At 66.7% G+C, this 20,369-nt stretch carries 17 protein-coding genes; 8 read left to right on the top strand and 9 right to left on the bottom strand.

Features of this window, described 5'->3' with window-relative positions; all coding sequences use genetic code 11:
• Together ACG97_RS03585 and ACG97_RS03580 are read left to right on the top strand one after the other, a co-directional pair.
• Window positions 1–1,304: 1-acyl-sn-glycerol-3-phosphate acyltransferase (locus tag ACG97_RS03585; RefSeq protein ID WP_047965969.1), on the top strand; the 1,304-nt coding region annotated here is incomplete at its 5' end.
• A gap of 264 nt (window positions 1,305–1,568) precedes the next feature.
• Complete coding sequence (locus tag ACG97_RS03580) at window positions 1,569–1,949, top strand: cupin domain-containing protein (RefSeq protein ID WP_047965956.1); 381 nt, start codon at window positions 1,569–1,571, stop codon at window positions 1,947–1,949.
• Between the two features lie 311 nt (window positions 1,950–2,260).
• Here ACG97_RS03580 and ACG97_RS03575 read toward each other — a convergent pair whose 3' ends face one another.
• Together ACG97_RS03575 and ACG97_RS03570 are read right to left on the bottom strand one after the other, a co-directional pair.
• A complete protein-coding gene (locus ACG97_RS03575) occupies window positions 2,261–2,995 on the bottom strand; it encodes a pseudouridine synthase (protein ID WP_047965955.1) in 735 nt (244 codons plus the stop codon).
• Between the two features lie 152 nt (window positions 2,996–3,147).
• Complete coding sequence (locus tag ACG97_RS03570; RefSeq protein WP_047965954.1) at window positions 3,148–5,049, bottom strand: propionate--CoA ligase; 1,902 nt, start codon at window positions 5,047–5,049, stop codon at window positions 3,148–3,150.
• Between the two features lie 288 nt (window positions 5,050–5,337).
• Here ACG97_RS03570 and ACG97_RS03565 point away from each other — a divergent pair, with 288 nt between their 5' ends.
• Window positions 5,338–6,597 (top strand): glutamate-5-semialdehyde dehydrogenase, encoded by a 1,260-nt coding sequence (locus ACG97_RS03565; protein WP_047965953.1) that lies wholly within the window; start codon window positions 5,338–5,340, stop codon window positions 6,595–6,597.
• A gap of 484 nt (window positions 6,598–7,081) precedes the next feature.
• The gene (locus ACG97_RS03560; protein ID WP_047965952.1) at window positions 7,082–8,434 is read left to right on the top strand and encodes a glutamine synthetase family protein; all 1,353 of its coding nucleotides are present in this window, start codon (window positions 7,082–7,084) and stop codon (window positions 8,432–8,434) included.
• 66 nt (window positions 8,435–8,500) lie between these two features.
• On the opposite strand, the gene ACG97_RS03555 is transcribed toward ACG97_RS03560, so the two are convergent.
• Window positions 8,501–8,836, bottom strand: a complete 336-nt coding sequence (locus tag ACG97_RS03555; RefSeq protein WP_156167915.1) for a hypothetical protein — start codon at window positions 8,834–8,836, stop codon at window positions 8,501–8,503.
• A 196-nt stretch (window positions 8,837–9,032) separates the two neighbouring features.
• Between ACG97_RS03555 and ACG97_RS03550 the strand changes: the two genes are divergently transcribed.
• Complete coding sequence (locus tag ACG97_RS03550) at window positions 9,033–9,518, top strand: universal stress protein (RefSeq protein WP_047965950.1); 486 nt, start codon at window positions 9,033–9,035, stop codon at window positions 9,516–9,518.
• 158 nt (window positions 9,519–9,676) lie between these two features.
• Here ACG97_RS03550 and ACG97_RS03545 read toward each other — a convergent pair whose 3' ends face one another.
• Entirely contained in the window at window positions 9,677–10,444 is a 768-nt protein-coding gene (locus tag ACG97_RS03545) for a TlyA family RNA methyltransferase (protein ID WP_047965949.1), read from the bottom strand.
• A gap of 126 nt (window positions 10,445–10,570) precedes the next feature.
• On the opposite strand from ACG97_RS03545, the gene ACG97_RS03540 reads away from it, so the two are divergent.
• Together ACG97_RS03540 and ACG97_RS03535 are read left to right on the top strand one after the other, a co-directional pair.
• A complete protein-coding gene (locus ACG97_RS03540; RefSeq protein WP_047965948.1) occupies window positions 10,571–11,203 on the top strand; it encodes a YceH family protein in 633 nt (210 codons plus the stop codon).
• A gap of 28 nt (window positions 11,204–11,231) precedes the next feature.
• A complete protein-coding gene (locus ACG97_RS03535) occupies window positions 11,232–11,780 on the top strand; it encodes a YfaZ family outer membrane protein (protein WP_047965947.1) in 549 nt (182 codons plus the stop codon).
• A 218-nt stretch (window positions 11,781–11,998) separates the two neighbouring features.
• On the opposite strand, the gene ACG97_RS03530 is transcribed toward ACG97_RS03535, so the two are convergent.
• Together ACG97_RS03530 and ACG97_RS03525 are read right to left on the bottom strand one after the other, a co-directional pair.
• Complete coding sequence (locus ACG97_RS03530; protein WP_047965946.1) at window positions 11,999–13,282, bottom strand: DUF3422 family protein; 1,284 nt, start codon at window positions 13,280–13,282, stop codon at window positions 11,999–12,001.
• A gap of 308 nt (window positions 13,283–13,590) precedes the next feature.
• A complete protein-coding gene (locus tag ACG97_RS03525; RefSeq protein ID WP_047965945.1) occupies window positions 13,591–14,019 on the bottom strand; it encodes a DciA family protein in 429 nt (142 codons plus the stop codon).
• Window positions 14,020–14,252: 233 nt separating this feature from the next.
• Here ACG97_RS03525 and secA point away from each other — a divergent pair, with 233 nt between their 5' ends.
• Window positions 14,253–16,961 (top strand): preprotein translocase subunit SecA, encoded by a 2,709-nt coding sequence (gene secA, locus ACG97_RS03520; RefSeq protein WP_047965944.1) that lies wholly within the window; start codon window positions 14,253–14,255, stop codon window positions 16,959–16,961.
• A 486-nt stretch (window positions 16,962–17,447) separates the two neighbouring features.
• Here the strand turns inward: secA and oppF are convergent, their stop codons facing one another.
• Genes oppF through ACG97_RS03505 form a run of 3 tightly spaced genes read right to left on the bottom strand, consistent with a single transcriptional unit; the run spans window position 17,448 to window position 20,358 of the window.
• On the bottom strand, window positions 17,448–18,434 hold the full coding sequence (gene oppF, locus ACG97_RS03515; RefSeq protein ID WP_047965943.1) for a murein tripeptide/oligopeptide ABC transporter ATP binding protein OppF: 987 nt from the start codon (window positions 18,432–18,434) through the stop codon (window positions 17,448–17,450).
• Window positions 18,427–19,428, bottom strand: coding sequence for an oligopeptide/dipeptide ABC transporter ATP-binding protein (locus tag ACG97_RS03510; protein WP_047965942.1), 1,002 nt, complete (start codon window positions 19,426–19,428; stop codon window positions 18,427–18,429). Before ACG97_RS03510 ends, oppF begins: the two co-directional genes overlap by 8 nt.
• 12 nt (window positions 19,429–19,440) lie before the next feature.
• Window positions 19,441–20,358 (bottom strand): ABC transporter permease, encoded by a 918-nt coding sequence (locus ACG97_RS03505; protein WP_082133630.1) that lies wholly within the window; start codon window positions 20,356–20,358, stop codon window positions 19,441–19,443.
• Window positions 20,359–20,369 lie beyond the last annotated feature (11 nt).

The raw sequence follows: 20,369 nt of genomic DNA, 5'->3' as shown, positions 1-20,369 counted from the left end.
CCGCGGCGCGGGCGATGCCGCCGGCGGCGCCGACCGCCGCCGCGCTGCCGATAGACTGGAACTTTGCGCGCCAGACCTGGGGCATCGTGCGCCACGCCAAGCAGAGCCGGCCGGTGTGGCTCAGCCTGCTGGGCATTTCCTGGTTCTGGTTCCTCGGCGCCATCTACCTGTCCAAGCTGCCGACCTACGCCTCCGACGTGCTCGGCGGCGACGCCACGGTGTACACGCTGCTGATGACGCTGTTTTCGCTCGGCGTCGGCACCGGCTCGATGCTGTGCGAGCGGCTGTCCGGGCGCAAGGTGGAGCTGGGGCTGGTGCCGTTCGGCTCGCTGGGGTTGTGCCTGTTCGGCATCGACCTCTACTTCGCCACCCCGCCGCAGGCCGCCGCCACGCTGGACTGGCTGGCCTTCATCGCCGACGCCGGCAACTGGCGACTGATGGCCGATTTCGCGCTGATCGGCGTGTTCGGCGGCTTCTACATCGTGCCGCTGTACGCGCTGGTGCAGTCGCGCTCGGCGCCGGAATTCCGCTCGCGCGCCATTGCCGCCAACAACATCCTCAACTCGCTGTTCATGGTGGTGTCGGCAGCGTTTGCCGCGGTGCTGGCGGCGGGCGGTGTCAGCATCTCGACGGTGCTGCTGATCGCGGCGCTGCTCAACCTGGTGGTGGCCGCCTACATCTACAGCCTGCTGCCGGAATTCCTGATGCGCTTCGTGATCTGGCTGCTGACCCACACCCTGTACCGCGTGCGCCACCACGGGCTGGAGCAGATTCCGGAGCACGGCCCCTGCGTACTGGTGTGCAACCACGTCAGCTTCATGGACGCGCTGATCCTCGCCGGCGCGGTACGCCGCCCGATCCGCTTCGTGATGGATCACCACATCTTCCGCACCCCGCTGCTCGGCTTCGTGTTCCGCACCGCGCGCGCCATCCCGATCGCGCCGGCGAAGGAAGACCCGCACGCCAAGGCGCGCGCCTTCGACGAGGTGGCGGCGGCGCTGGCCGCCGGCGAGGTGGTGTGCATCTTCCCGGAGGGCAAGCTCACCCACGATGGCGAGATCAGCCTGTTCAAGCTCGGCATCGAGGAGATCGTGGCGCGCACGCCGGTGCCGGTGGTGCCGATGGCGCTGTGCGGCATGTGGGGCAGTTTCTTCTCGCGCCGCTACGGCAAGGCGATGCTGAGCTGGCCGCGCCGCTTCTGGTCGCGCATCGCGCTGAAGGCGGCGCCGGCGCTGGCGGCGAGCGAGGTCAGCGCCGCGGCGCTGCAACAGACGGTCAGCGAATTGCGTGGCGACTGGCGCTGAGCGCCTGTTCACGATCGGCGACGCTTCGTGCAACGTTGCGCGGTGAGTATGGCTTCGGCATGCGGGCTTATCTTCAGATAAAGGCCGCTTCCCCAGCCGTTTTCGCCTTGTCGCGCGTGAGCGTGCGAAATCGTGAACACGCGGCAAGACACCTAAAAATTTGATCACAATCAGGTGCCGTGGCTTGCCGCCGGCGGCCAGCTGTGCCAAAGTGTCAAACATAATCAACATGTTGTAGAAAATAACACCACAGAGGAGCGTTCAATGTCCAACGCCAACGATATCGTCCTGTTCCATCAGCAGGACATCACCCCGGACTCGTTCTCCGCGCCGCTGGAGCGCCGCCTGGCCGGTGAGTGCCAGCAAACCGTCGAGATGCACTACAGCGATCCGACCGGCCAGTTCCACGCCGGCCTGTGGTCCGGCGGCGTCGGCGCGTGGCGGGTGAAGTACACCGAGTGCGAGTTCTGCACCCTGCTGGAAGGCCGCGTGCGCATGCACGACGACCACGGCGGCATGGTCGAGATCGTCGCCGGCCAGCACTTCGTGATTCCGGAAGGCTTCGAGGGCATCTGGGAAGTGGTGGAGCCGGCGAAGAAGACCTTCGCCGTGTTCGAGGAAGACCGCCTGGCGCGCAAGGACTGAGCCTTATCGCTCATATTCAAGGTTGGCCGCAGCGGCGATGCGGCCAACCTTTGGTGTTTTCGATACTGGCTACCGCGAAGCGCCCAGCAAAAAACCCTGCCATCTGGCAGGGGTTTTTGCTGGGCGGCGCCGCGTGACGCAGTGCCGCTTCAGAGCCCGTTCACGCGCTCAGAACGGGTTCACAATCTCGCGAGCCAACGTCAGACAAGGCGGCATTGGCCCAAAAAGCGCAGTTGACGGGGTGTCAATGAGCATTTTTTGGTCAATGCCAACACAGGATCACGCTGGCGCAGCAGATCGTGAACAGGTGCTCAGAACTTCTCGCTGTCCAGCAGGTAGCGCCACTGCCCCTGCTGCAGCTCGCCCAGCCGCACGCGGCCGATGCGGATGCGGCGCACCGCCTTCACCTGCAGCCCGGCCGCGGCGCACATGCGCTGGATGTGGCGGCGCTGCACTTCGCGCAGCACGAAGCACAGCTGGCTGTCGCTCTGGCGGCTGACGCGCAGCGCGGTCAGCTTGTCGCCGTCGCTGTTGACGCCGGTCTTCAGCGCGGCGAGGCCGGCGTCGTCCAGCGGCCGGTCGATCCACACCAGGAATTCCTGCTCGCAGTCGCCGGACAGCAGTTTGCGCGACACGCGGCCGTCCTGGGTCAGCACCAGCAGGCCGGAGGCATCGACATCCAGGCGCCCGGCGGCGGCGAGGTGCAGCTGGTGCTTGCGCAAAAAGGTGTAGCCGGAGCGGTCGGCCGGCGACAGGGTGTCGGCCTTGATCAGCTGCCACGCCGGGCGTTCGCCGGACATCTCCGCCGCGCCGCTGACATAGCCGACCGGCTTGTGCAGCAGCAGGGTGACGCGCTCGGCCTGCTCGTTGAGCGCGCGCGCTTCCAGTTCGATGCGCTGCTCCGGACGCACGCGGCTGCCGAGCACGTCGACCACCACGCCATCGACCTTCACCAGCCCCTGCTCGATGAATTCGTCGGCCTCGCGGCGGGAGCACAGGCCGAGTTCGGTCATGCGTTTGGAAAGGCGGATGGTGTCGTCGGACATGGCGGCAATCTGAAATGAGGGAATCGGGCAACGATTATCCGCTGTTTTGCCGCCGCTGTGCGGCCAACGTTGGCCGCACCCGACAGAAAACCAGCCGCGCCAGACGGCAAAAAGCCGCGACGGCAACCGTCGCGGCTGGCCGGCCTGCCGGCTCAGGCCTGGGCTATGCTCTGCCGGATCTGCTCGATGCCGGCCGGATCGTCCAGCGTGGTCAGGTCACCCGGATCGCGGCCTTCGGCCAGCGCCTGGATCGAGCGGCGCAGCACCTTGCCGGAGCGGGTCTTGGGCAGCTGGTTCACAAAGTACACCCGCGCCGGGTTGGCAATCGCGCCCAGCTGCGCCGCCACCTGCGCGATCACTTCCTTCTCCAGCCTGGCACGGCTGGCCGGATCATCGAGCAGCGCCGGGTTTTTCACCACCGCGAACGCCTTCGGCACCTGGCCCTTGAGGCTGTCTTCCACGCCCACCACCGCCACTTCGGCGATGGCGCTGTGGCCGGCAACGGCTTCCTCGATCTCGCGGGTGCCGAGACGGTGGCCGGCGACGTTGATCACGTCGTCGGTGCGGCCGAGGATGGTGAAGTAGCCGTCAGCATCCTTGATGCCCCAGTCGAAGCTGGAGTACACCAGCTGGTCCGGAAACAGGCTGAAGTAGGTGTCGACGAAGCGCTGGTCCTGCTGCCAGATGGTGCTCATGCAGCCCGGCGGCAGCGGCGGGATCACCCCGATTACGCCCTTCTCGCCGGGGCCGACCTCCTCGCCGGTGGCCTCGTTGAACAGCTTCACGTTGAAGCCGTACACCGGCAGGCCGGGGCTGCCGAACTTGACCGCCTTGGGCTCCACGCCGTTGCACAGCGTCAGCATTGGCCAGCCGGTTTCGGTCTGCCAGTAGTTGTCCAGCACCGGCACCTGCAATTCGGCGGCGATCCAGCTGGCGGTCGGCTCGTCCAGCGGCTCGCCGGCGAGGAACAGCGCGCGCAGGCTGGAGAGGTCGTACTTGTGCAGCCAGGCCGGATCCTGCTTCTTCAGCACGCGGATGGCGGTCGGCGCGGAGAACATCACCGTGACCTTGTACTTTTCCACCAGCTGCCACCAGATGCCGGCGTCGGGGCGGATCGGCAGCCCTTCGTACACCAGCGTGGTCATGCCGTTCAGCAGCGGGCCGTACACGATGTAGGAGTGGCCGACCACCCAGCCGATGTCGGAGGTGGAGAAGTAGCACTCGCCCGGCTGGCCGCCGTAGATGTAGTCCATGCTCGCCGCCAGCGCCACCGCGTAGCCGCCGGTGTCGCGCTGCACGCCTTTCGGTTTGCCGGTGGTGCCGGAGGTGTAGAGGATGTAGCTGGGGTGGTTGGACTCCACCCACGTCACCTCGGCGCGCTCGTCCCGGTGCGCTTCGCGCAGCGCGGCGTAGTCGAGGTCACGCCCCGGCTTCATCATCGGCGCCTCGGCCAGACCGCGGTTGACCACGATCACCTTGCCCGGCGCGCTGCTGCCGGCCAGCGCCAGCGCCTCGTCCACCAGCGGCTTGTAGGCGATCACCTTGCCGCCGCGCATGCCGGCGTCGGCGGTGACCATCACCTTGGGCGTGGCATCCTCGATGCGGGTGGCGAGACTGGCGGAGGCGAAGCCGCCGAACACCACCGAGTGGATGGCGCCCAGGCGCACCGTGGCCAGCATCGCGAAGATCGCCTCCGGGATCATCGGCATGTAGATCAGCACCCGGTCGCCCTTGCCCACGCCCTGCGCCTGCAGGATGGCGGCGAAACGCGCCACTTCCTCGTACAGCTCGCGGTAGCTGTAGCTGCTTTCGGCGCCGGTCTCGCTGGACACGTACACCAGCGCCGCCTGCTCGCCGCGCGCGGCCAGGTGGCGGTCGACGGCGTTGTAGCAGAGGTTGGTCTCGCCGCCGGCGAACCAGTCGCGGAACGGCGGCTGGTCGTACTGCAGCGCCTTGTCGAAGGGCTTGTGCCAGTGGATGCGTTGCGCCTGCTCTGCCCAGAAGCCGGCCGGGTCGTCGATGGAGCGGCGATGGAAGTCGTGGTACGAGGTCATGTCGGGGTCTCTCTTGTGTCTGCCGCGTCTGGCGCGCGGTCTGGCGTAAAACAACCAAGCGGTTGCTTGTCAGACAAATTAAGCCCTTTGACGGGCAAGGTCAATGCGCACGCCCCCTGCCGGCGACCGCCGCGAAATTGGACGTTGCGGAAATGCCGAGCCGGCGCCGCATTCCGCCCACCATTCGCCGGCGCTGCCGCCGGCTGGCCTTGCACAACACTGGTCGAAAGCGGGGCAGATGCGGTACGCTGTCACGCTAAGAAAACGCCCGCAGGACAGGACAAAGCCATGGACATCAAACACTACATGAACGTCGTCGGCCAGGCCGCGCGCAAGGCCAGCCGCGCCATCGCCCGCGCCGACACCAACCAGAAGAACAAGGCGCTGCTGGCCATCGCCGACGCCATCGAGCGGGATCTGGAACGGCTGGTTGCGGCCAACATGGTGGATCTGGAAAACGCGCGCCAGAACGGACTGGAAGAAGCGCTGATCGACCGCCTGACGCTGTCGGAGAAAACCGTGCGCGGCATGGCCGAGGGCCTGCGCCAGATCGCGGCGCTGCCGGACCCGGTCGGCGAGATGGACGACTTCACCTACCGTCCGTCCGGCATCCAGCTGGGCAAGATGCGCGTGCCGCTGGGCGTGGTCGGCATCATCTACGAGGCGCGTCCGAACGTGACCGCCGACGCCGCCGGCCTGTGCCTGAAATCCGGCAATGCGGTGATCCTGCGCGGCGGCTCGGAGGCGTTCAACAGCAACCAGGCCATCGCCGCCTGCGTGCACGAGGGCCTGCGCGTGGCCGACCTGCCGCTGCACGCGGTGCAGGTACTGGAAACCACCGATCGCGCCGCGGTGGGCGAGCTGATCACCATGAGCGAATTCGTCGACGTGATCGTGCCGCGCGGCGGCAAGGGTCTGATCGAGCGCATCAGCCGCGAGGCGCGGGTGCCGGTGATCAAGCATCTGGACGGCAACTGCCACGTCTACATCGACGACACCGCCAATCCGGACAAGGCGTTCAACATCGCGCTGAACGCCAAGACCCACCGCTACGGCACCTGCAACACCATGGAAACGCTGCTGGTGCACACCGCGTTTGCCGAGTTCATCCTGCCAAGGTTGGCCGCGGCGTACTGGGAGCAAGGCGTCGAGCTGCGCGGCTGCGAGCGCACCCAGGGCATCCTCGGCGACAAGGTCGTCGCCGCCACCGAGGCCGACTGGGAAACCGAATACCTGGCGCCGGTGCTGGCGATCAAGGTGGTCGGCGGCATCGACGACGCCATCGAGCACATCAACCACTACGGCAGCCACCACACCGACGCCATCGTCACCGATGACTACGGCCGTGCGCGCCGCTTCCTGCGCGAGGTGGATTCCGCCAGCGTGATGGTCAACGCCAGCACCCGCTTTGCCGATGGCTTCGAGTACGGCCTCGGCGCCGAGATCGGCATCTCCACCGACAAGATCCACGCCCGCGGCCCGGTCGGCTTGCACGGCCTCACCAGCCAGAAGTGGATCGTGCTCGGCGACGGCCAGATCCGCCAGTAAGTCAGCATCAGCCTCCCCCCCGATGCGCCGCCGGCAGTCCTGCCCGCGGCGCATTGTCTTGTCCGCCAGTTCTTGCCGCGCGTGCCGCTGCCGACTGCGCCACTCTTCCACAGCCGGCTGTGGATAAGCTGTGCACAATACTGGCCACGCCGCGCAATGGTGTGGCCGGTGGCGATGATCACGCGCAAAAACCGCCCGTCACGCGCCAAGAACCGCTTTGCCGACAAGCACTTGCCGACAGCGGCAGGCCGGCGCGGGCGAGCGTGGCCCCTGTCCGTCACAGTGCTACAGTGAAAACAGGGGGCTGTGGACAAGCCGGCAGGACAAACCCCGTTTTTGGCAGCAATGCGCAGTTTATTTCCATTTTTTGAAACAATGTCCCGCCATGCGGAACAAAATACTTGCCCTACATTACCGCACAGGCATAATCGTCTGGCCCGTTGGCACCGCGCTTGCGCCCCGCCATCCCGTTCAGGAGTCGTGCATGTACCCAGTCGTACCCAATACCGAACAGAGCCAGTGGCTGCGCGAGCGCGGCTGTCGTGACGTGGAGCTGTGCTTTGCCGATGTAAGCGGTTTTGCCCGCGGCAAGACGCTGCCGCGCGAGGCCTTTATCAGTGGCCAGACGCTGCGCATCGCGCGCGCGGTGGCGATCCAGAGCTGTGTCGGCGAATTCCCCGACTACCGCTTCTACGGCGAAAACGACCCCGACGCCACGCTGCGCCCGGACATGGCCACGCTACGCCCGGTGCCGTGGGCCGCGACGCCGCGCGCGCTGGTGCTGTGCGACTGTGTCGATCTGGACGGCGCGCTGACCCCGTTCGCGCCGCGCTCGGCACTGAAGCGGGTGCTGGCCGGCTACGCCGCGCGCGGGCTGCAGCCGGTGGTGGCGCCGGAGCTGGAGTTCTACATCTTTGCGGCCAACCCTGATCCGGCGCAGCCGTTCCAGGCACCGCCGCTGCGCAGCGGCCGGCGCGAGGTCGGCTTCGACTCGTTCAGCTTCACCACCCTCAACGATCTGGAGGCGTTCTTCGACGACGTCTACCGCGGCTGCGAGCTGCTCGGCATCGCCACCGATACCTGGGTACACGAGATGGGCCCCAGCCAGTTCGAGATCAATCTCAAGCACGGCGACGCGCTGGCGCTGGCCGACCAGACCTTTTTGTTCAAGACCCTGCTCAAGGAAACCGGCAACCGCCACGGCCTCAATGTGGTGTGCATGGCCAAGCCGCTGGCCGGCCAGCCGGGCAGCTCGATGCACCTGCACCAGAGCCTGGTCGACCGCGACGGCAGCAACGTGTTCAGCGACCACCATGGCCATGAGAGCGCGCTGTTCCACCACTTCATCGGCGGCCTGCAGACGCACCTGCCCAAGCTGATGCCGCTGTTCTGCCCGAGTCCCAATTCCTACCGCCGCTTCGTCAAGGGGCTGGCAGCGCCGGTCAACGTGTCGTGGGGGCTGGACAACCGCTCGGTCGGGCTGCGCATCCCGCAGGGCGGCCCGGAGGCGCGGCGGGTGGAAAACCGCCTGCCCGGCTGCGACGCCAACCCCTACCTGTCGCTGGCGGCCAGCCTCGGCGCCGGCCTGCTCGGCATCGAGGACAGCCTGCAGCCGAGCGCACCGGCGCAGGGCAACGTGTTCAAGCAGGCGGACAGCGAGCTGCTGCCCAACACGCTGGACGCGGCGCTGGCGGCGATGCAGGGCGCCGACAGCGTCAGCCGCCTGTTCGGCGAGGCATTCAGCCTGGCCTATGCCGCGGTGAAGGAAGTGGAGTTGCAGCATTTTCACGGCGAGATCACGCCGTGGGAGCGCCGCTACCTGTCGGTACTGGCCTGAAGCCGGCCCAAAACGGCACAGGCCACGGCAATGCCGTGGCCTGTGCGGATCAAAACGGAATGATGCTTACGCCGTGGCGGCCTGAGGCACCGCGGTGCGCTCGGCCAGCAACGCGATGGCGTCGCTGCGCGTATGGCCCGGCATCTGGCGCTGCACTTCGATGATCCAGAATTCGACCTTCTGCCGGTCGCCGCGCGCCAGCCGCAGCAACGCACCGTAGGCCGGGCCGGTAAGGTGGACATCGTGCTGCAGTGGCTGCGTCTGTGCGTACACCGCCCGACGCGCCGTATCGACACGGGCGGCGGCTTTGGCGCTGGCGCGCTGCTGCGCCGGCTTGACGAAGAACAACCAGTACAGGGCAGCAAACACCAATAATGCAGAGAGAGCGAACCAAGCGAACACGGCATATCCTCCTGTAATAATGACAGGATTCTAGTCTGCAATCGCTGGCGAACCTATCCGTGAAAACACCTATAAATGGCATGAGGGCCGGCCTTGCCAGCACCGCCCAGTCGCCGCGCCAGCCATTCCAATGACATGAACGGCGCGTTACACTGCCGCCTGGATCCGAACTCCCTCACCCGCAAAGGAGAAGTGCATGTACCAGCATCTGACGGTTGCCCTCGACGGCAGCCATAACGCCCGCCCGGCCCTGATCGAGGCGGTTCGTCTTGCCGCCGCCAGCAAGGCCCGCCTGTCCCTGGTGCATGTGGTGTCGCTGCACGATTTCGCCATCGAAAGCGTCGGCTTGCTCGACAGCGGCGCACTGCAGGCGGAGGCCCGCGGTCGCGGCCAGGCCATCCTCGACGAGGCCGCCGACTACGCGCAGAAGATGGGGGTGGCCCAGCCGGACTGCTTCCTGCTGGAGGCGCCGGAAGGTGGCAGCAGCATGACGCAGGCGCTGGTCGACTGCGCCACCCAGGTCGCCAGCGACCTGCTGGTGATCGGCACCCACGGCCACCGTGGCTGGCGTCACCTGCTGATGGGCAGCTTTGCCGAGGAAATCATGCGCAAGACCACGCTGCCGCTGCTGGTGGTGCGCAATCCGGAAGACGACGACAACCCGCTGCCGAGCATAGGCTGAGGGTTCAGTACCGGTTCACCATTGCCTGCGGCGGGTCGCAACGGGGCGATCCGGCGTTGAAAACGGCGGCGGCATGCAAGTTGACCGCAAGGTAAACGCCGCTTGCTCGGCCGTTTGCGCCTTGTCTCGCGTGAGTTCGCGAGAGCGTGGGCACGCGCTCAGGCAGAGGCGTGGCGCTGCGCGAAGATGAAGAACTCGCGGTTGCCGTCGCCGCCCTTGATCGGGCTGTCGAACCAGCCCAAGCGCTGGAAGCCCAGCTCGGCCACCAGCGCGCTGATCTTCTGCTCCACCCCGGCGTACAGCTGCGCGTCGCGCACGATACCGCCATGACCCAGCCCTTCGCGGCCAACCTCGAACTGCGGCTTGACCAGGCTCAGCAGGTAGCCGCTCGGCCGGATCAGCGGCAGCGCCGACGGGTACACCAGCGCCAGCGAGATGAACGACACGTCGCACACCATCAGGTCGAACGGCGCACCGTCATTGGCGGCCAGCAGCCCCGCGTAGTCCAGCGCGCGGGCGTTGATACCCTCGAAGGCGACGATGCGCGGATCGGCGGCCAACCTTGGCGCCAGCTGGTCATGGCCGACATCGACCCCCACCACCCGCCGTGCACCGGCCTGCAGCAGGCAATCGGAAAAACCGCCGGTGGACTGGCCGACATCCAGCGCCGTCCAGCCGTCGATCTGCAAGCCGGCCTGCGCCAGCGCGCCGGCCATCTTCAGCCCGCCGCGCGACACGTAGCGGTCGGCCTCGTCCGGCACGATCACGAAGCGGCTGTCGGCCGGCAGCTTCTGGCTGGCCTTGCCGATGTCGCGCAACTGGCCGCCGTCGTCGACACTGACCCGCCCGGCGGCAATCAGCGCCTGCGCCGCGGTGCGCGATGGCGCCAGACCCAGCTCGACCAGTAACAAATCAACACGTTGCATCAGGCGCACTCCACAAACAGGCAATCGGGCGGCAAGGGTGCGCAATGCGCCGCGGGCTGTCAAGACTGCCGCAGTGCCACCATAAGATGCGATGATGGCCGCAACCATGGCCACAAGGAGAACAAAATGGACACCCTGACACTGGAACCGCACGCGGTACGCGTCCTCGGCGCACTGATCGAGAAACAGGCGCTGACCCCGGACAGCTATCCGCTGACCCTCAACGCGCTGCTGGCCGCCTGCAACCAGCTGACCAGCCGCGAGCCGGTGCTGCAACTGAGCGAGGCCGATCTCAGCGCCACGCTGGACAGCCTGCTCGCCGCCAAACTGGTCAACGAACGGCTGCCGGCCGGCAGCCGCGTCGCCAAGTACGAACACCGCCTCAACTACGCGTGGAACATTGACGGCGCAAGGTTGGCCGCACTGGCGCTGCTGATGCTGCGTGGCGCGCAGACCGCGGCCGAGCTGCGCACCCGCGCCGGACGCCTGTACAGCTTCGGCAGCGTCGAGGAGGTCGATACCGCGCTGAATGCGCTGGCCGACAAGTACCCGCCACTGGTACTGAAGCTGCCACGCCAGCCGGGCGAACGCGAGGCGCGCTGGGTGCACACCCTGCATCCGGTGGCCGTGGCCGCCGCCCCTGCCACGGCGAGCGCCAGCGACGACAGTCTCGCCGAACGGGTCAGCGCGCTGGAACAGACCGTCGCCAGCCTGCTGCAACGCGTCGCCGAGCTGGAAGCCGGCGCCGGACAGGCGTAACATCGCCCCCCTTTTTCCGGAGAACATCATGCTGAAACCTGTCCTGCTGGCGCTGGCCGCCTGCCTGCCGCTGTCCGCCGTTGCCGGCGACACCACCCTCGCCCGCGGCAGTGACTACGACTTCCTCACCCGCATGCCGACCGGCCTCGGCCCCGGCATCAGCATCGACCACATCGTGGCGCGCAAGGCCACGCCGCAGGGCGACAAGCCGCAGGCCAGCGCCGTCGGCGTGCTGTTCGGCCTGCCGGTACCGGCGCTGTTGCGCCTGGACCTGGGCGGCAAGCTCGCCTATCTGGAATCGGACGGCTACGCCAGCGCCGCCATGGTCGGCGGCCGCCTGACCATCGACCTGCCAGCCAGCACCGAGCTGTTCGCGCAGGGCTTCTACGCGCCGTCGTCGGCCGCCAGCGGCAGCGTGAAGTCGGTCAGCGACAGCATGGTCGGCCTGCGCTGGAGCCCGCTGAAGCTGGTCGGCGTCGAGGCCGGCTACCGCGTGTTCGAAGTGAAGCGCAACGACAGCCAGCGTGACCGCAGCATCGCCGATGGTGCCTACGCCGGGGTCAGCGTCGCGTTCTGATCACGCAGCGCCCGATAACAAACCGGCCCGACAGCATGCTGTCGGGCCGGTTTGCATTGCGGCCAACCTTGGCGCCCAGAACAAGTCCACGATCTGGCGCGTTCACGCGAGGGCAGGCGCCAACAGCTGGGCAAGCGGTGTTTACCTGATGGAAACCGCCATGCCGCAGCCCTTTCTAATGCCATCGCCCCTGCTGCAATCCGTGGCCGCAGAGATGCTCAGTGCAGCACGGTGCGCTTCAGCCGCCGCATGCCCCACCACACCGCCAGCGCCACCAGCGGCACCGACAGCCCGGTGGCCAGCTCGGCATTGATCGGCGCGCCCAGCGCCTTGCCGGCCTTGAACAGATAGGACAGCAGGCCGATGGCGTAGTAGGTCAGCACGCCGACCGACAGCCCTTCCACCGTCTCCTGCAGCCGCAGCTGCAGTGCGGCGCGCTTGTTCATGCTCGCCAGCAGCGCGCGGTTCTGCGCCTCGTGCATCACCTCCACCCGCGTGCGCAGCAAGGCGGTGCTGCGCTGCAGCCGCGCCATCAGCCGCTCCTGGCGCTTGGCCGCGGTGTCACAGGTCTCCATCGCCGGCACCAGCCGCCGCTCCATGAATTCGCGGAACGGCTGCAGCCCCGGCAGCCGGCTTTCGCGCAGTTCGGTGATGCGCCGCTCCACCAGCTTGTAGTAGGCGCGCGCGGCGGCGAAGCGGTACTGGCTTTCGGCGATCAGCTGTTCGCCCTGCGCCGCCAGATCGGTCAGCTCGTCCAGCAGCAAGGCGTCGGTGTCGCTCTGCTCCGCCATACGCTGGGTGACGCTGCGCAGCTGGGTACCGAGGCGGCTCAATTCCGGTGCCTGCCGCTTCGCCTCCGGCAGCGCCAGCAGCGCCAGCAGGCGGTAGGTCTCGATCTCGAACAGGCGCTGCAGCATGCGGCCGGACTGCGACGGCCCCATGTCGCGGTCGATCACCACGTAGCGGCTGAAGCCTTCGGTCAGCCGTGCGTCCGGGTGCAGGCGCAGGTCGGTGTAGGCGACGCCGTTGTTGTCGCCGATCTCGGCGCCGATCAGGTCGTGGCCGCCGAACCAGCGCTGCGAGATCTCGCTGGCCGGCGCCTCCTGCGACGCCGGCAGCAGCACGGCATGGATCGCCACCATCAGCTCGCCGGGCAGGCTGGCCAGCCAGTCCTTCGGCAGCCGGTCCAGCGCGGTGCGCTCGAACGGGTCGACGCAATCGCCGGACAAGACAAAGGTGTAGCGCACGAATTCGGTATGCAGCGCCCAGCGCACGGTAAGGTCGCCGGCGATGCCGGTATGGTGCGCACCGCGCGGATCGGGCAGCGGCAGGCCGAGGCGGCGGAACAGCTCGATGAAGGCGGCGCGCTGCGCGCTGTCGTCGTCGTCGAACAGCAGGGTCAGCGTGGAGAGCCGCGCCGGCGACGGAATGGCGATCGGGGGACGAGCATGGGCTTCGTCATTGAGCACCCGTCGTAACGGGTGGCTGGTGAGGGTTGTCATGATCTAGGCAGTGTCCAGTTGACGATGCTCTGTCGGCATCTGCACCGCAGCATAAACGGCGGCACCGGCCACCGCCAGCTTGCCAGCCGTGGCGGCACGGCAATCGCTCAGGAATACCACACCCGCTGGTACATTCTGTGCCCGGCACGCCGTCAGAACCTGTTCACGGTCTGCCGCGACTCCATCTCAAATGAGGCGATGCCGCGTTAAAAACGCCTTCGGAAGGCTTGTTCATATCTGGATAAACGCCGCGTCCCCGGCCGTTTTCGCCTTGTCCCGCGTGAGCGCGCGTGATCGTGGACACGTACTCAGCGCGGCTTGTGGTGGGCCAGCAGTGCCAGCATCGCCTCGCGCACCACCGGGTTGCGGATCTGGCGCGCGGCGTCGTCGAAGGCGCTGACGCCGGCCTCGGACAGGGCAAAGGATTTCGGCTTGCGCAGCTTGGGCGGTGTCGGCAGCACCTTGACGCGCAGGCTGCGCAGCGGGTGGCCCTGGCGTTGCAGCGGCGCCAGCAGGCTGTTGCCGAGCAGTTTCAGCCGCGCGGCCACGGTGCTGTTGTGGGCATAGACCACCAGTTCGCCGTCGCGCACGCAGGCCACCTGGCAGAACTGGCCAAGTTGCCCCGGCAGCAGGCGCTTGAACGCGCGATCCAGCGCCAGGATGGCGTGGGCGGCGGCGGTCAGGTCGGCCAGCTGCTTGTCGCGGCGGCTGAAGGCGGTGAGGTGCAGGCTGCTCATGATGAAGTCGGGCAAAGGGATAGCCGCAGTTTAGCGCTAAACCGCCCTGCCTGCCGTGCCATCCGCGCCGCCACGCAGCGGGTACAAGGTTGGCCGCAACGGCGGCCAGCCGGCCGGCAATTCATCGCCATGCATCTTGATTCCGCGCAGAATCGGCCCCATCTATGCCGCTTATTCGTGTGCTACACTTTAAGCCATTTTTTTCGGCCCGCTGGCCGCTGGATGTTCAGACAATGATTTCGACGCTCCTTAAGAAAGTATTCGGCAGCCGCAACGAACGCCTGCTGAAGGAATACCGACAGGTTGTGGCGCGCATCAACGCCATGGAAAGCACCATGACCGCGCTGTCCGACGCAGCGCTGGCGGCCAAGACCACCGAATTCCGGGAGCGTCATGCCAAGGGCGAAACGCTGGACGCGCTGCTACCGGAGGCGTTCGCCGTCTGCCGCGAAGCCTCCCGCCGCGTGCTGAACATGCGCCACTTCGACGTGCAGCTGATCGGCGGCATGGTGCTGCACCAGGGCAAGATCGCCGAGATGCGTACCGGCGAGGGCAAGACCCTGGTCGGCACCCTGCCGGTGTACCTCAATGCGCTGTCCGGCAACGGCGTGCACGTGATCACCGTCAACGACTACCTGGCCAGCCGCGACGCCGGCATCATGGCCAAGCTGTACAACTTCCTCGGCCTGTCGGTCGGCGTCAACCTCAGCCAGATGGCGCACGACGCCAAGAAGGCCGCCTACGGCAGCGACATCACCTACGGCACCAACAACGAATTCGGCTTCGACTACCTGCGCGACAACATGGTGTTCTCGCTGGGCGAGAAGGTGCAGCGCAAGCTGAACTTCGCCGTGGTCGACGAAGTGGACTCCATCCTGATCGACGAGGCGCGCACGCCGCTGATCATCTCCGGTCCGGCCGACGACAACGTCGCCATGTACCAGCTGATCAACCAGGTACCGCCGCGCCTGCAGAAGCAGGAAACCGAAGACGGCGAAGGCGACTACTGGGTCGACGAAAAAGCACACAGCGTGCTGCTGTCCGAAGCCGGCCACGAGCGCGCGGAACAGATCATGGCCGAGATGGGCCTGCTGCAGGACGGCGACAGCCTGTACTCGGCGGCCAACATCTCGCTGATGCATCACCTGGGCGCCGCGCTGAAGGCGCACGCACTGTTCATGCGCGACCAGCACTACGTGGTGCAGGACGGCGAGGTGATCATCGTCGACGAATTCACCGGTCGCCTGATGTCCGGCCGCCGCTGGTCCGACGGCCTGCACCAGGCGGTGGAAGCCAAGGAAGGCGTGCAGATCAACCGCGAGAACCAGACGCTGGCGTCGATCACCTTCCAGAACTACTTCCGCCTGTACGGCAAACTGTCCGGCATGACCGGCACCGCCGACACCGAAGCCTTCGAATTCCAGAGCATCTACGGCCTGGAAACGGTGGTGATCCCGACCAACCGTCCGATGGTGCGTATCGACAGCCAGGACAAGATCTACCGCTCCAGCCGCGAGAAATACGCAGCCATCCTCGCCGACATCGGCGACTGCCAGCAACGCGGCCAGCCGGTGCTGGTCGGTACCACCAGCATCGAAAACTCGGAAATCGTCGCCAAGCTGCTCGGCGACGCCGGCCTGGTACACAACGTGCTCAACGCCAAGGAACACGCGCGTGAAGCCGACATCATCGTGCAGGCCGGCCGTCCCGGCGTGATCACCGTCGCCACCAACATGGCCGGCCGCGGTACCGACATCGTGCTCGGCGGCAACCCGGAGCCGGAAATCAAGGCGGTGGAAGCCGACGACACCCTGTCCGACGCCGACAAGGCGGCGCGCATCGACGCCATCCGCGCCGACTGGAAACAGCGCCACGAACAGGTGCTGGCCGCCGGCGGCCTGCACATCATCGGTACCGAACGCCACGAATCGCGCCGTATCGACAACCAGTTGCGTGGCCGTGCCGGTCGCCAGGGCGATCCCGGCTCCAGCCGCTTCTATCTGTCGCTGGAAGACCCGCTGCTGCGCATCTTCGCCGGCGACCGCGTGGCGATGATCATGGACAAGCTGAAAATGCCGGACGGCGAGGCGATCGAGCACAGCTGGGTAACCCGCTCCATCGAGAACGCGCAGCGCAAGGTGGAAGGCCGCAACTTCGACATCCGCAAGCAGCTGCTGGAGTACGACGACGTCGCCAACGACCAGCGCAAGGTGATCTACCAGCAGCGCAACGAGATCCTGGAAGACCAGGACGTGTCCGCCATCGTCGCCAACATGCGCGACGACGTGTTGTCCGATCTCATCGACCAGCACATGCCGCCGGAATCGCTGGAAGAACAGTGGGACCTGCCGGGGCTGGAAAAGGCGCTGGACAGCGAATTCCAGCTCGCCGCACCGGTGGCGCAGTGGATCCAGGAACAGCCAACGCTGGACATTCCCGACATCAAGCAGCGCATCCTGGAGCTGGCCGCGGCCGCCTACCAGGACAAGATCAGCCAGGCCGGCGAAGCGGCGATGCGCCAGTTCGAACACGGTCTGGTGCTGCAGATGCTGGACAACAACTGGCGCGAACACCTCGCCGCCATGGACCACCTGCGCCAGGGTATCCACCTGCGCGGCTACGCGCAGAAGAACCCGAAGCAGGAATACAAGCGCGAGGCGTTCGAACTGTTCGCCGGCATGCTGGACCGCATCAAGCGCAGCGTGGTCGGCGTGCTGATGACGGTACAGGTACGCAGCGAAGCCGACATGGAAGCGGTCGCCCCGCACGAAGTGGCCGGCATGGAACTGCACCACGACGAGCTGCCATCGGCAGTCTCCGGCGAGGACAATCCATTCTCCGCCACCGCGCTGGCGGCACAGGGCCTGCGTGTCGGTCGCAACGATGCCTGCCCGTGCGGCAGCGGCAAACGCTACAAGCAGTGCCATGGCCAGCTGAGCTGAGCCGTAGCTGCCCCCACCACGCCGCCGTGACCCCGTCACGGCGGCGTTTTTCATGGTGCCGTGCCGGCGTTCAGCGCACGCGGCCGGAGGTTGGCCGCAGCGCGCCCGCAGCCTGTCCGTCACCGTCCTGAGCGTGACAGCCCGGTCACGAGCAAGCCGAACGGCGGCAACGTCACCGCTGCCGGCGGTCATCGCCAGCGGCAGCAAGCTTGCGGCCAACCCTGGCCCGCTGCAGACCGCCTGCGGCGCACGACCATCTCGCACGCCCTGCCCCACCGTAACGGGCTTGCCGTCCGCACGGCACGACAATGGCACCAAGCTTTGCGCCGTAGCGCACGCCACCGTGCGACACAGGCCTGGCCGCCCCCGCAAACGCCGCCGCCAGCGCTGGCCGGCCGTCGCATCTCCCATGAAAAAACCCTGCCACCGCGGATGCGGCGACAGGGTGATGTTAAGGTTGGCCGCAGGCTTGCGGCCAAGCTTGTGTCAGGCCAGCAGGCAGGACGACTGGGTGTCGGCGCTCAACCGGCGCAATTCCGGACGTTCGCCGGCGCACTGCGCCTCCGCCAGCGGGCAGCGGGTGCGGAACACGCAGCCGGACGGCGGGTTGATCGGACTGGGCAGGTCGCCCTGCAGGATCTGGATCACCTTGCTGCGCTCCAGTTTCGGGTCCGGGATCGGGATCGCCGACAGCAGCGCACGGGTATACGGGTGCGACGGTTTGTCGTACAGCGCATGCTTCTCCGCCAGCTCCATCTCGCGACCGAGATACATCACCAGGATGCGGTCGGAAATGTGCTTCACCACCGCCAGGTCGTGGGCGATGAAGATCAGCGCCAGCCCCATCTCGCGCTGCAGTTCCTTCAGCAGGTTGATGATCTGCGCCTGGATCGACACGTCCAGCGCCGACACCGGCTCGTCGCAGATGATCAGCTTCGGCTCCAGGATCAGCGCGCGGGCGATACCGATGCGCTGGCACTGGCCGCCGGAGAACTCGTGCGGATAGCGGTTGATCATCTGCTCGCGCAGGCCGACCTTGACCATCATCGCGCGCACGCGCTTCATCACCTCCTCGGACGACAGCTCCGGGCGGTGCACGCGCAGCGGTTCGCCGATGATCTGGGCGATGGTCATGCGCGGGTTGAGCGAGGCCAGCGGGTCCTGGAAGATCATCTGGATGTCGCGGCGCACCGCCAGCCAGTCTTTTTCGCTGCCCTGGCGCAGGTCCTTGCCCATCCACACGATCTCGCCGGCGGTGGCCGGGATCAGGTTGAGGATGGAGCGCGCCAGCGTCGACTTGCCGCAGCCGGACTCGCCGACCACGCCCAGCGTCTCGCCTTCGTACAGGTCGAAGCTGACGCCGTCGACCGCCTTCAGCGTTTTCTTCGGCGTCCACGGCCAGTCGTTGCCGCCCTTGACCTTGAAGTGCACCTTGACGTCGCGCACCGAGAGAATCAGTTTCTTGTCAGACATGGGCCACTACCTCGACGGACGGTTTCAGCTCCTGCGGTGCCTTGTGACAGGCGCGCAGCACGGCAGGGTTGGCCGCAGAGGCAGCCAGTGGCGGCAGCGTGCTGATGCACAGCTCGCTGACATGGGTGCAGCGTTCGGAGAACGGACAGCCCTTCGGCATGTTGGCCATGTTCGGCGGATTGCCGGGGATGCTGACCAGCTCGCTGCCGTCGTGGTCCAGCCGCGGCAGCGCGCCGAGCAGGCCGATGGTGTACGGGTGCGACGGCTGGTAGAAGATGTCGTTGGCGCTACCGTATTCCATCACCCGGCCGCCATACATCACCATCACTTTTTCGCACAGCCCGGCCACCACGCCCAGATCGTGGGTAATCATCACGATGGCGGTGCCGAAGTCGCGCTGCAGGTCCTTCAGCAGGCTGAGGATCTGTGCCTGCACCGTCACGTCCAGCGCGGTGGTCGGCTCGTCGGCGATCAGGATTTCCGGCTCGCACAGCAACGCCATCGCGATCATCACGCGCTGGCGCATGCCGCCGGAGAACTCGTGCGGGTACATGTCGACGCGGCGGGCCGCCTCGGGAATGCGCACCGCTTCCAGCAGGCTGATGGCGCGCTTTTTCGCCTCGCGCCGGGTCATGCCCTTGTGCAGCTCCAGCACCTCGGTCATCTGCCGCTCCACCGTCAGGTAGGGGTTCAGCGAGGTCATCGGGTCCTGGAAGATCATCGACACGCGGTCGCCGCGGATCGCGTTCAGCTGGCGCGGGCTCATGGTCAGCAGGTTCTGGCCGTTGTACAGCGCTTCGCCACTGGCTTTGCCGTTCTTGGCCAACAGGCCCATCATCGCCAGCACGCTCTGGCTCTTGCCGGAGCCGGATTCGCCGACGATGCCCAGCGTCTGGCCGGCCTGCAGGTCGAAGCTGACACCGTTGACGGCGCTGACCAGACCGTCAGGGGTCTGGAACTGTACGCCGAGATTGTTTACTTGTAACAGGCTCATGCTGTTCTCCTCTTATCGGTCTTTCGGGTCCAGCGCGTCACGCATGCCGTCGCCGATATAGTTGGCGCAGTACAGGGTGAGCGACAGCATGGCCGCAGGGAACAGCAGCATCCACGGTGTGGTTTCCATCACCCCGGTGCCGTCTTCGATCAGGACGCCCCAGCTGGTCATCGGCTCCTGTACGCCGAGGCCCAGGAAGGACAGCACCGATTCGGTGAGGATCACGCCCGGCACCGTCACCGTGGTGTAGATCACCACGATGCCCAGCAGGTTGGGCACCACGTGGCGGAAGATGATGCTGCCGGTGGACACGCCGATGGCACGCGCCGCTTCGACGAACTCCTTCGACTTCACCGACAGCGTCTGGCCGCGCACCACGCGCGCCATGTCCATCCACGAGAACACGGTGATGGTCAGCACCACCAGGTAGAACTCGCGACCGAGCAGGGTCACCATCAGGATGGCGATCAGCAGGTAGGGCACCGCGTACATCATGTCGACGATGCGCATCATCACGGTATCGACCTTGCCGCCGAGGAAGCCGGCGGTGGCGCCCCACACGATGCCGATGGTGACCGAGGCGATGGTGGCCATCAGGCCGACCATCAGCGAGATGCGGCCGCCGATCAGGGTGCGCACCAGCAGGTCGCGGCCCAGATCATCGGTGCCGAACAGGTGCAGGTTGTGCCAGGTCGGCGCCATCGCCATCGCATCCCAGTCGGTGTCCTCGTAGCTATGCGGCAGCAGCATCGGCCCGAAGACACAGGCCAGCACCACCAGCGACAGCAGGATCAGGCTGACCACGGCCGCCTTGTTACGCAGGAAACGTTCGCGGGCATCGGCCCACGGGCTGCGGCCTTCGACCGCGGCCATGCTCAGGTTGGCCGCCATGGCCTCGGCCACCGCCTTTTGTTTACTTCTGAACAACATGTGCAAGCCCT

The organism is Vogesella sp. EB (assembly GCF_001037925.1).
GTDB lineage: Bacteria > Pseudomonadota > Gammaproteobacteria > Burkholderiales > Chromobacteriaceae > Vogesella > Vogesella indigofera.
This window is presented reverse-complemented; position numbering and strand designations above follow the sequence as displayed.

Bases quoted from the DNA above. Each gene is read 5' to 3' on its own strand.
- ACG97_RS03580 (WP_047965956.1), top strand. From the start codon at position 1,569: ATGTCCAACGCCAACGATATCGTCCTGTTCCATCAGCAGGACATCACC.
- ACG97_RS03575 (WP_047965955.1), bottom strand. From the start codon at position 2,995: ATGTCCGACGACACCATCCGCCTTTCCAAACGCATGACCGAACTCGGC.
- ACG97_RS03570 (WP_047965954.1), bottom strand. From the start codon at position 5,049: ATGACCTCGTACCACGACTTCCATCGCCGCTCCATCGACGACCCGGCC.
- ACG97_RS03565 (WP_047965953.1), top strand. From the start codon at position 5,338: ATGGACATCAAACACTACATGAACGTCGTCGGCCAGGCCGCGCGCAAG.
- ACG97_RS03560 (WP_047965952.1), top strand. From the start codon at position 7,082: ATGTACCCAGTCGTACCCAATACCGAACAGAGCCAGTGGCTGCGCGAG.
- ACG97_RS03550 (WP_047965950.1), top strand. From the start codon at position 9,033: ATGTACCAGCATCTGACGGTTGCCCTCGACGGCAGCCATAACGCCCGC.
- ACG97_RS03545 (WP_047965949.1), bottom strand. From the start codon at position 10,444: ATGCAACGTGTTGATTTGTTACTGGTCGAGCTGGGTCTGGCGCCATCG.
- ACG97_RS03540 (WP_047965948.1), top strand. From the start codon at position 10,571: ATGGACACCCTGACACTGGAACCGCACGCGGTACGCGTCCTCGGCGCA.
- ACG97_RS03535 (WP_047965947.1), top strand. From the start codon at position 11,232: ATGCTGAAACCTGTCCTGCTGGCGCTGGCCGCCTGCCTGCCGCTGTCC.
- ACG97_RS03530 (WP_047965946.1), bottom strand. From the start codon at position 13,282: ATGACAACCCTCACCAGCCACCCGTTACGACGGGTGCTCAATGACGAA.
- ACG97_RS03525 (WP_047965945.1), bottom strand. From the start codon at position 14,019: ATGAGCAGCCTGCACCTCACCGCCTTCAGCCGCCGCGACAAGCAGCTG.
- secA (WP_047965944.1), top strand. From the start codon at position 14,253: ATGATTTCGACGCTCCTTAAGAAAGTATTCGGCAGCCGCAACGAACGC.
- oppF (WP_047965943.1), bottom strand. From the start codon at position 18,434: ATGTCTGACAAGAAACTGATTCTCTCGGTGCGCGACGTCAAGGTGCAC.
- ACG97_RS03510 (WP_047965942.1), bottom strand. From the start codon at position 19,428: ATGAGCCTGTTACAAGTAAACAATCTCGGCGTACAGTTCCAGACCCCT.
- ACG97_RS03505 (WP_082133630.1), bottom strand. From the start codon at position 20,358: ATGTTGTTCAGAAGTAAACAAAAGGCGGTGGCCGAGGCCATGGCGGCC.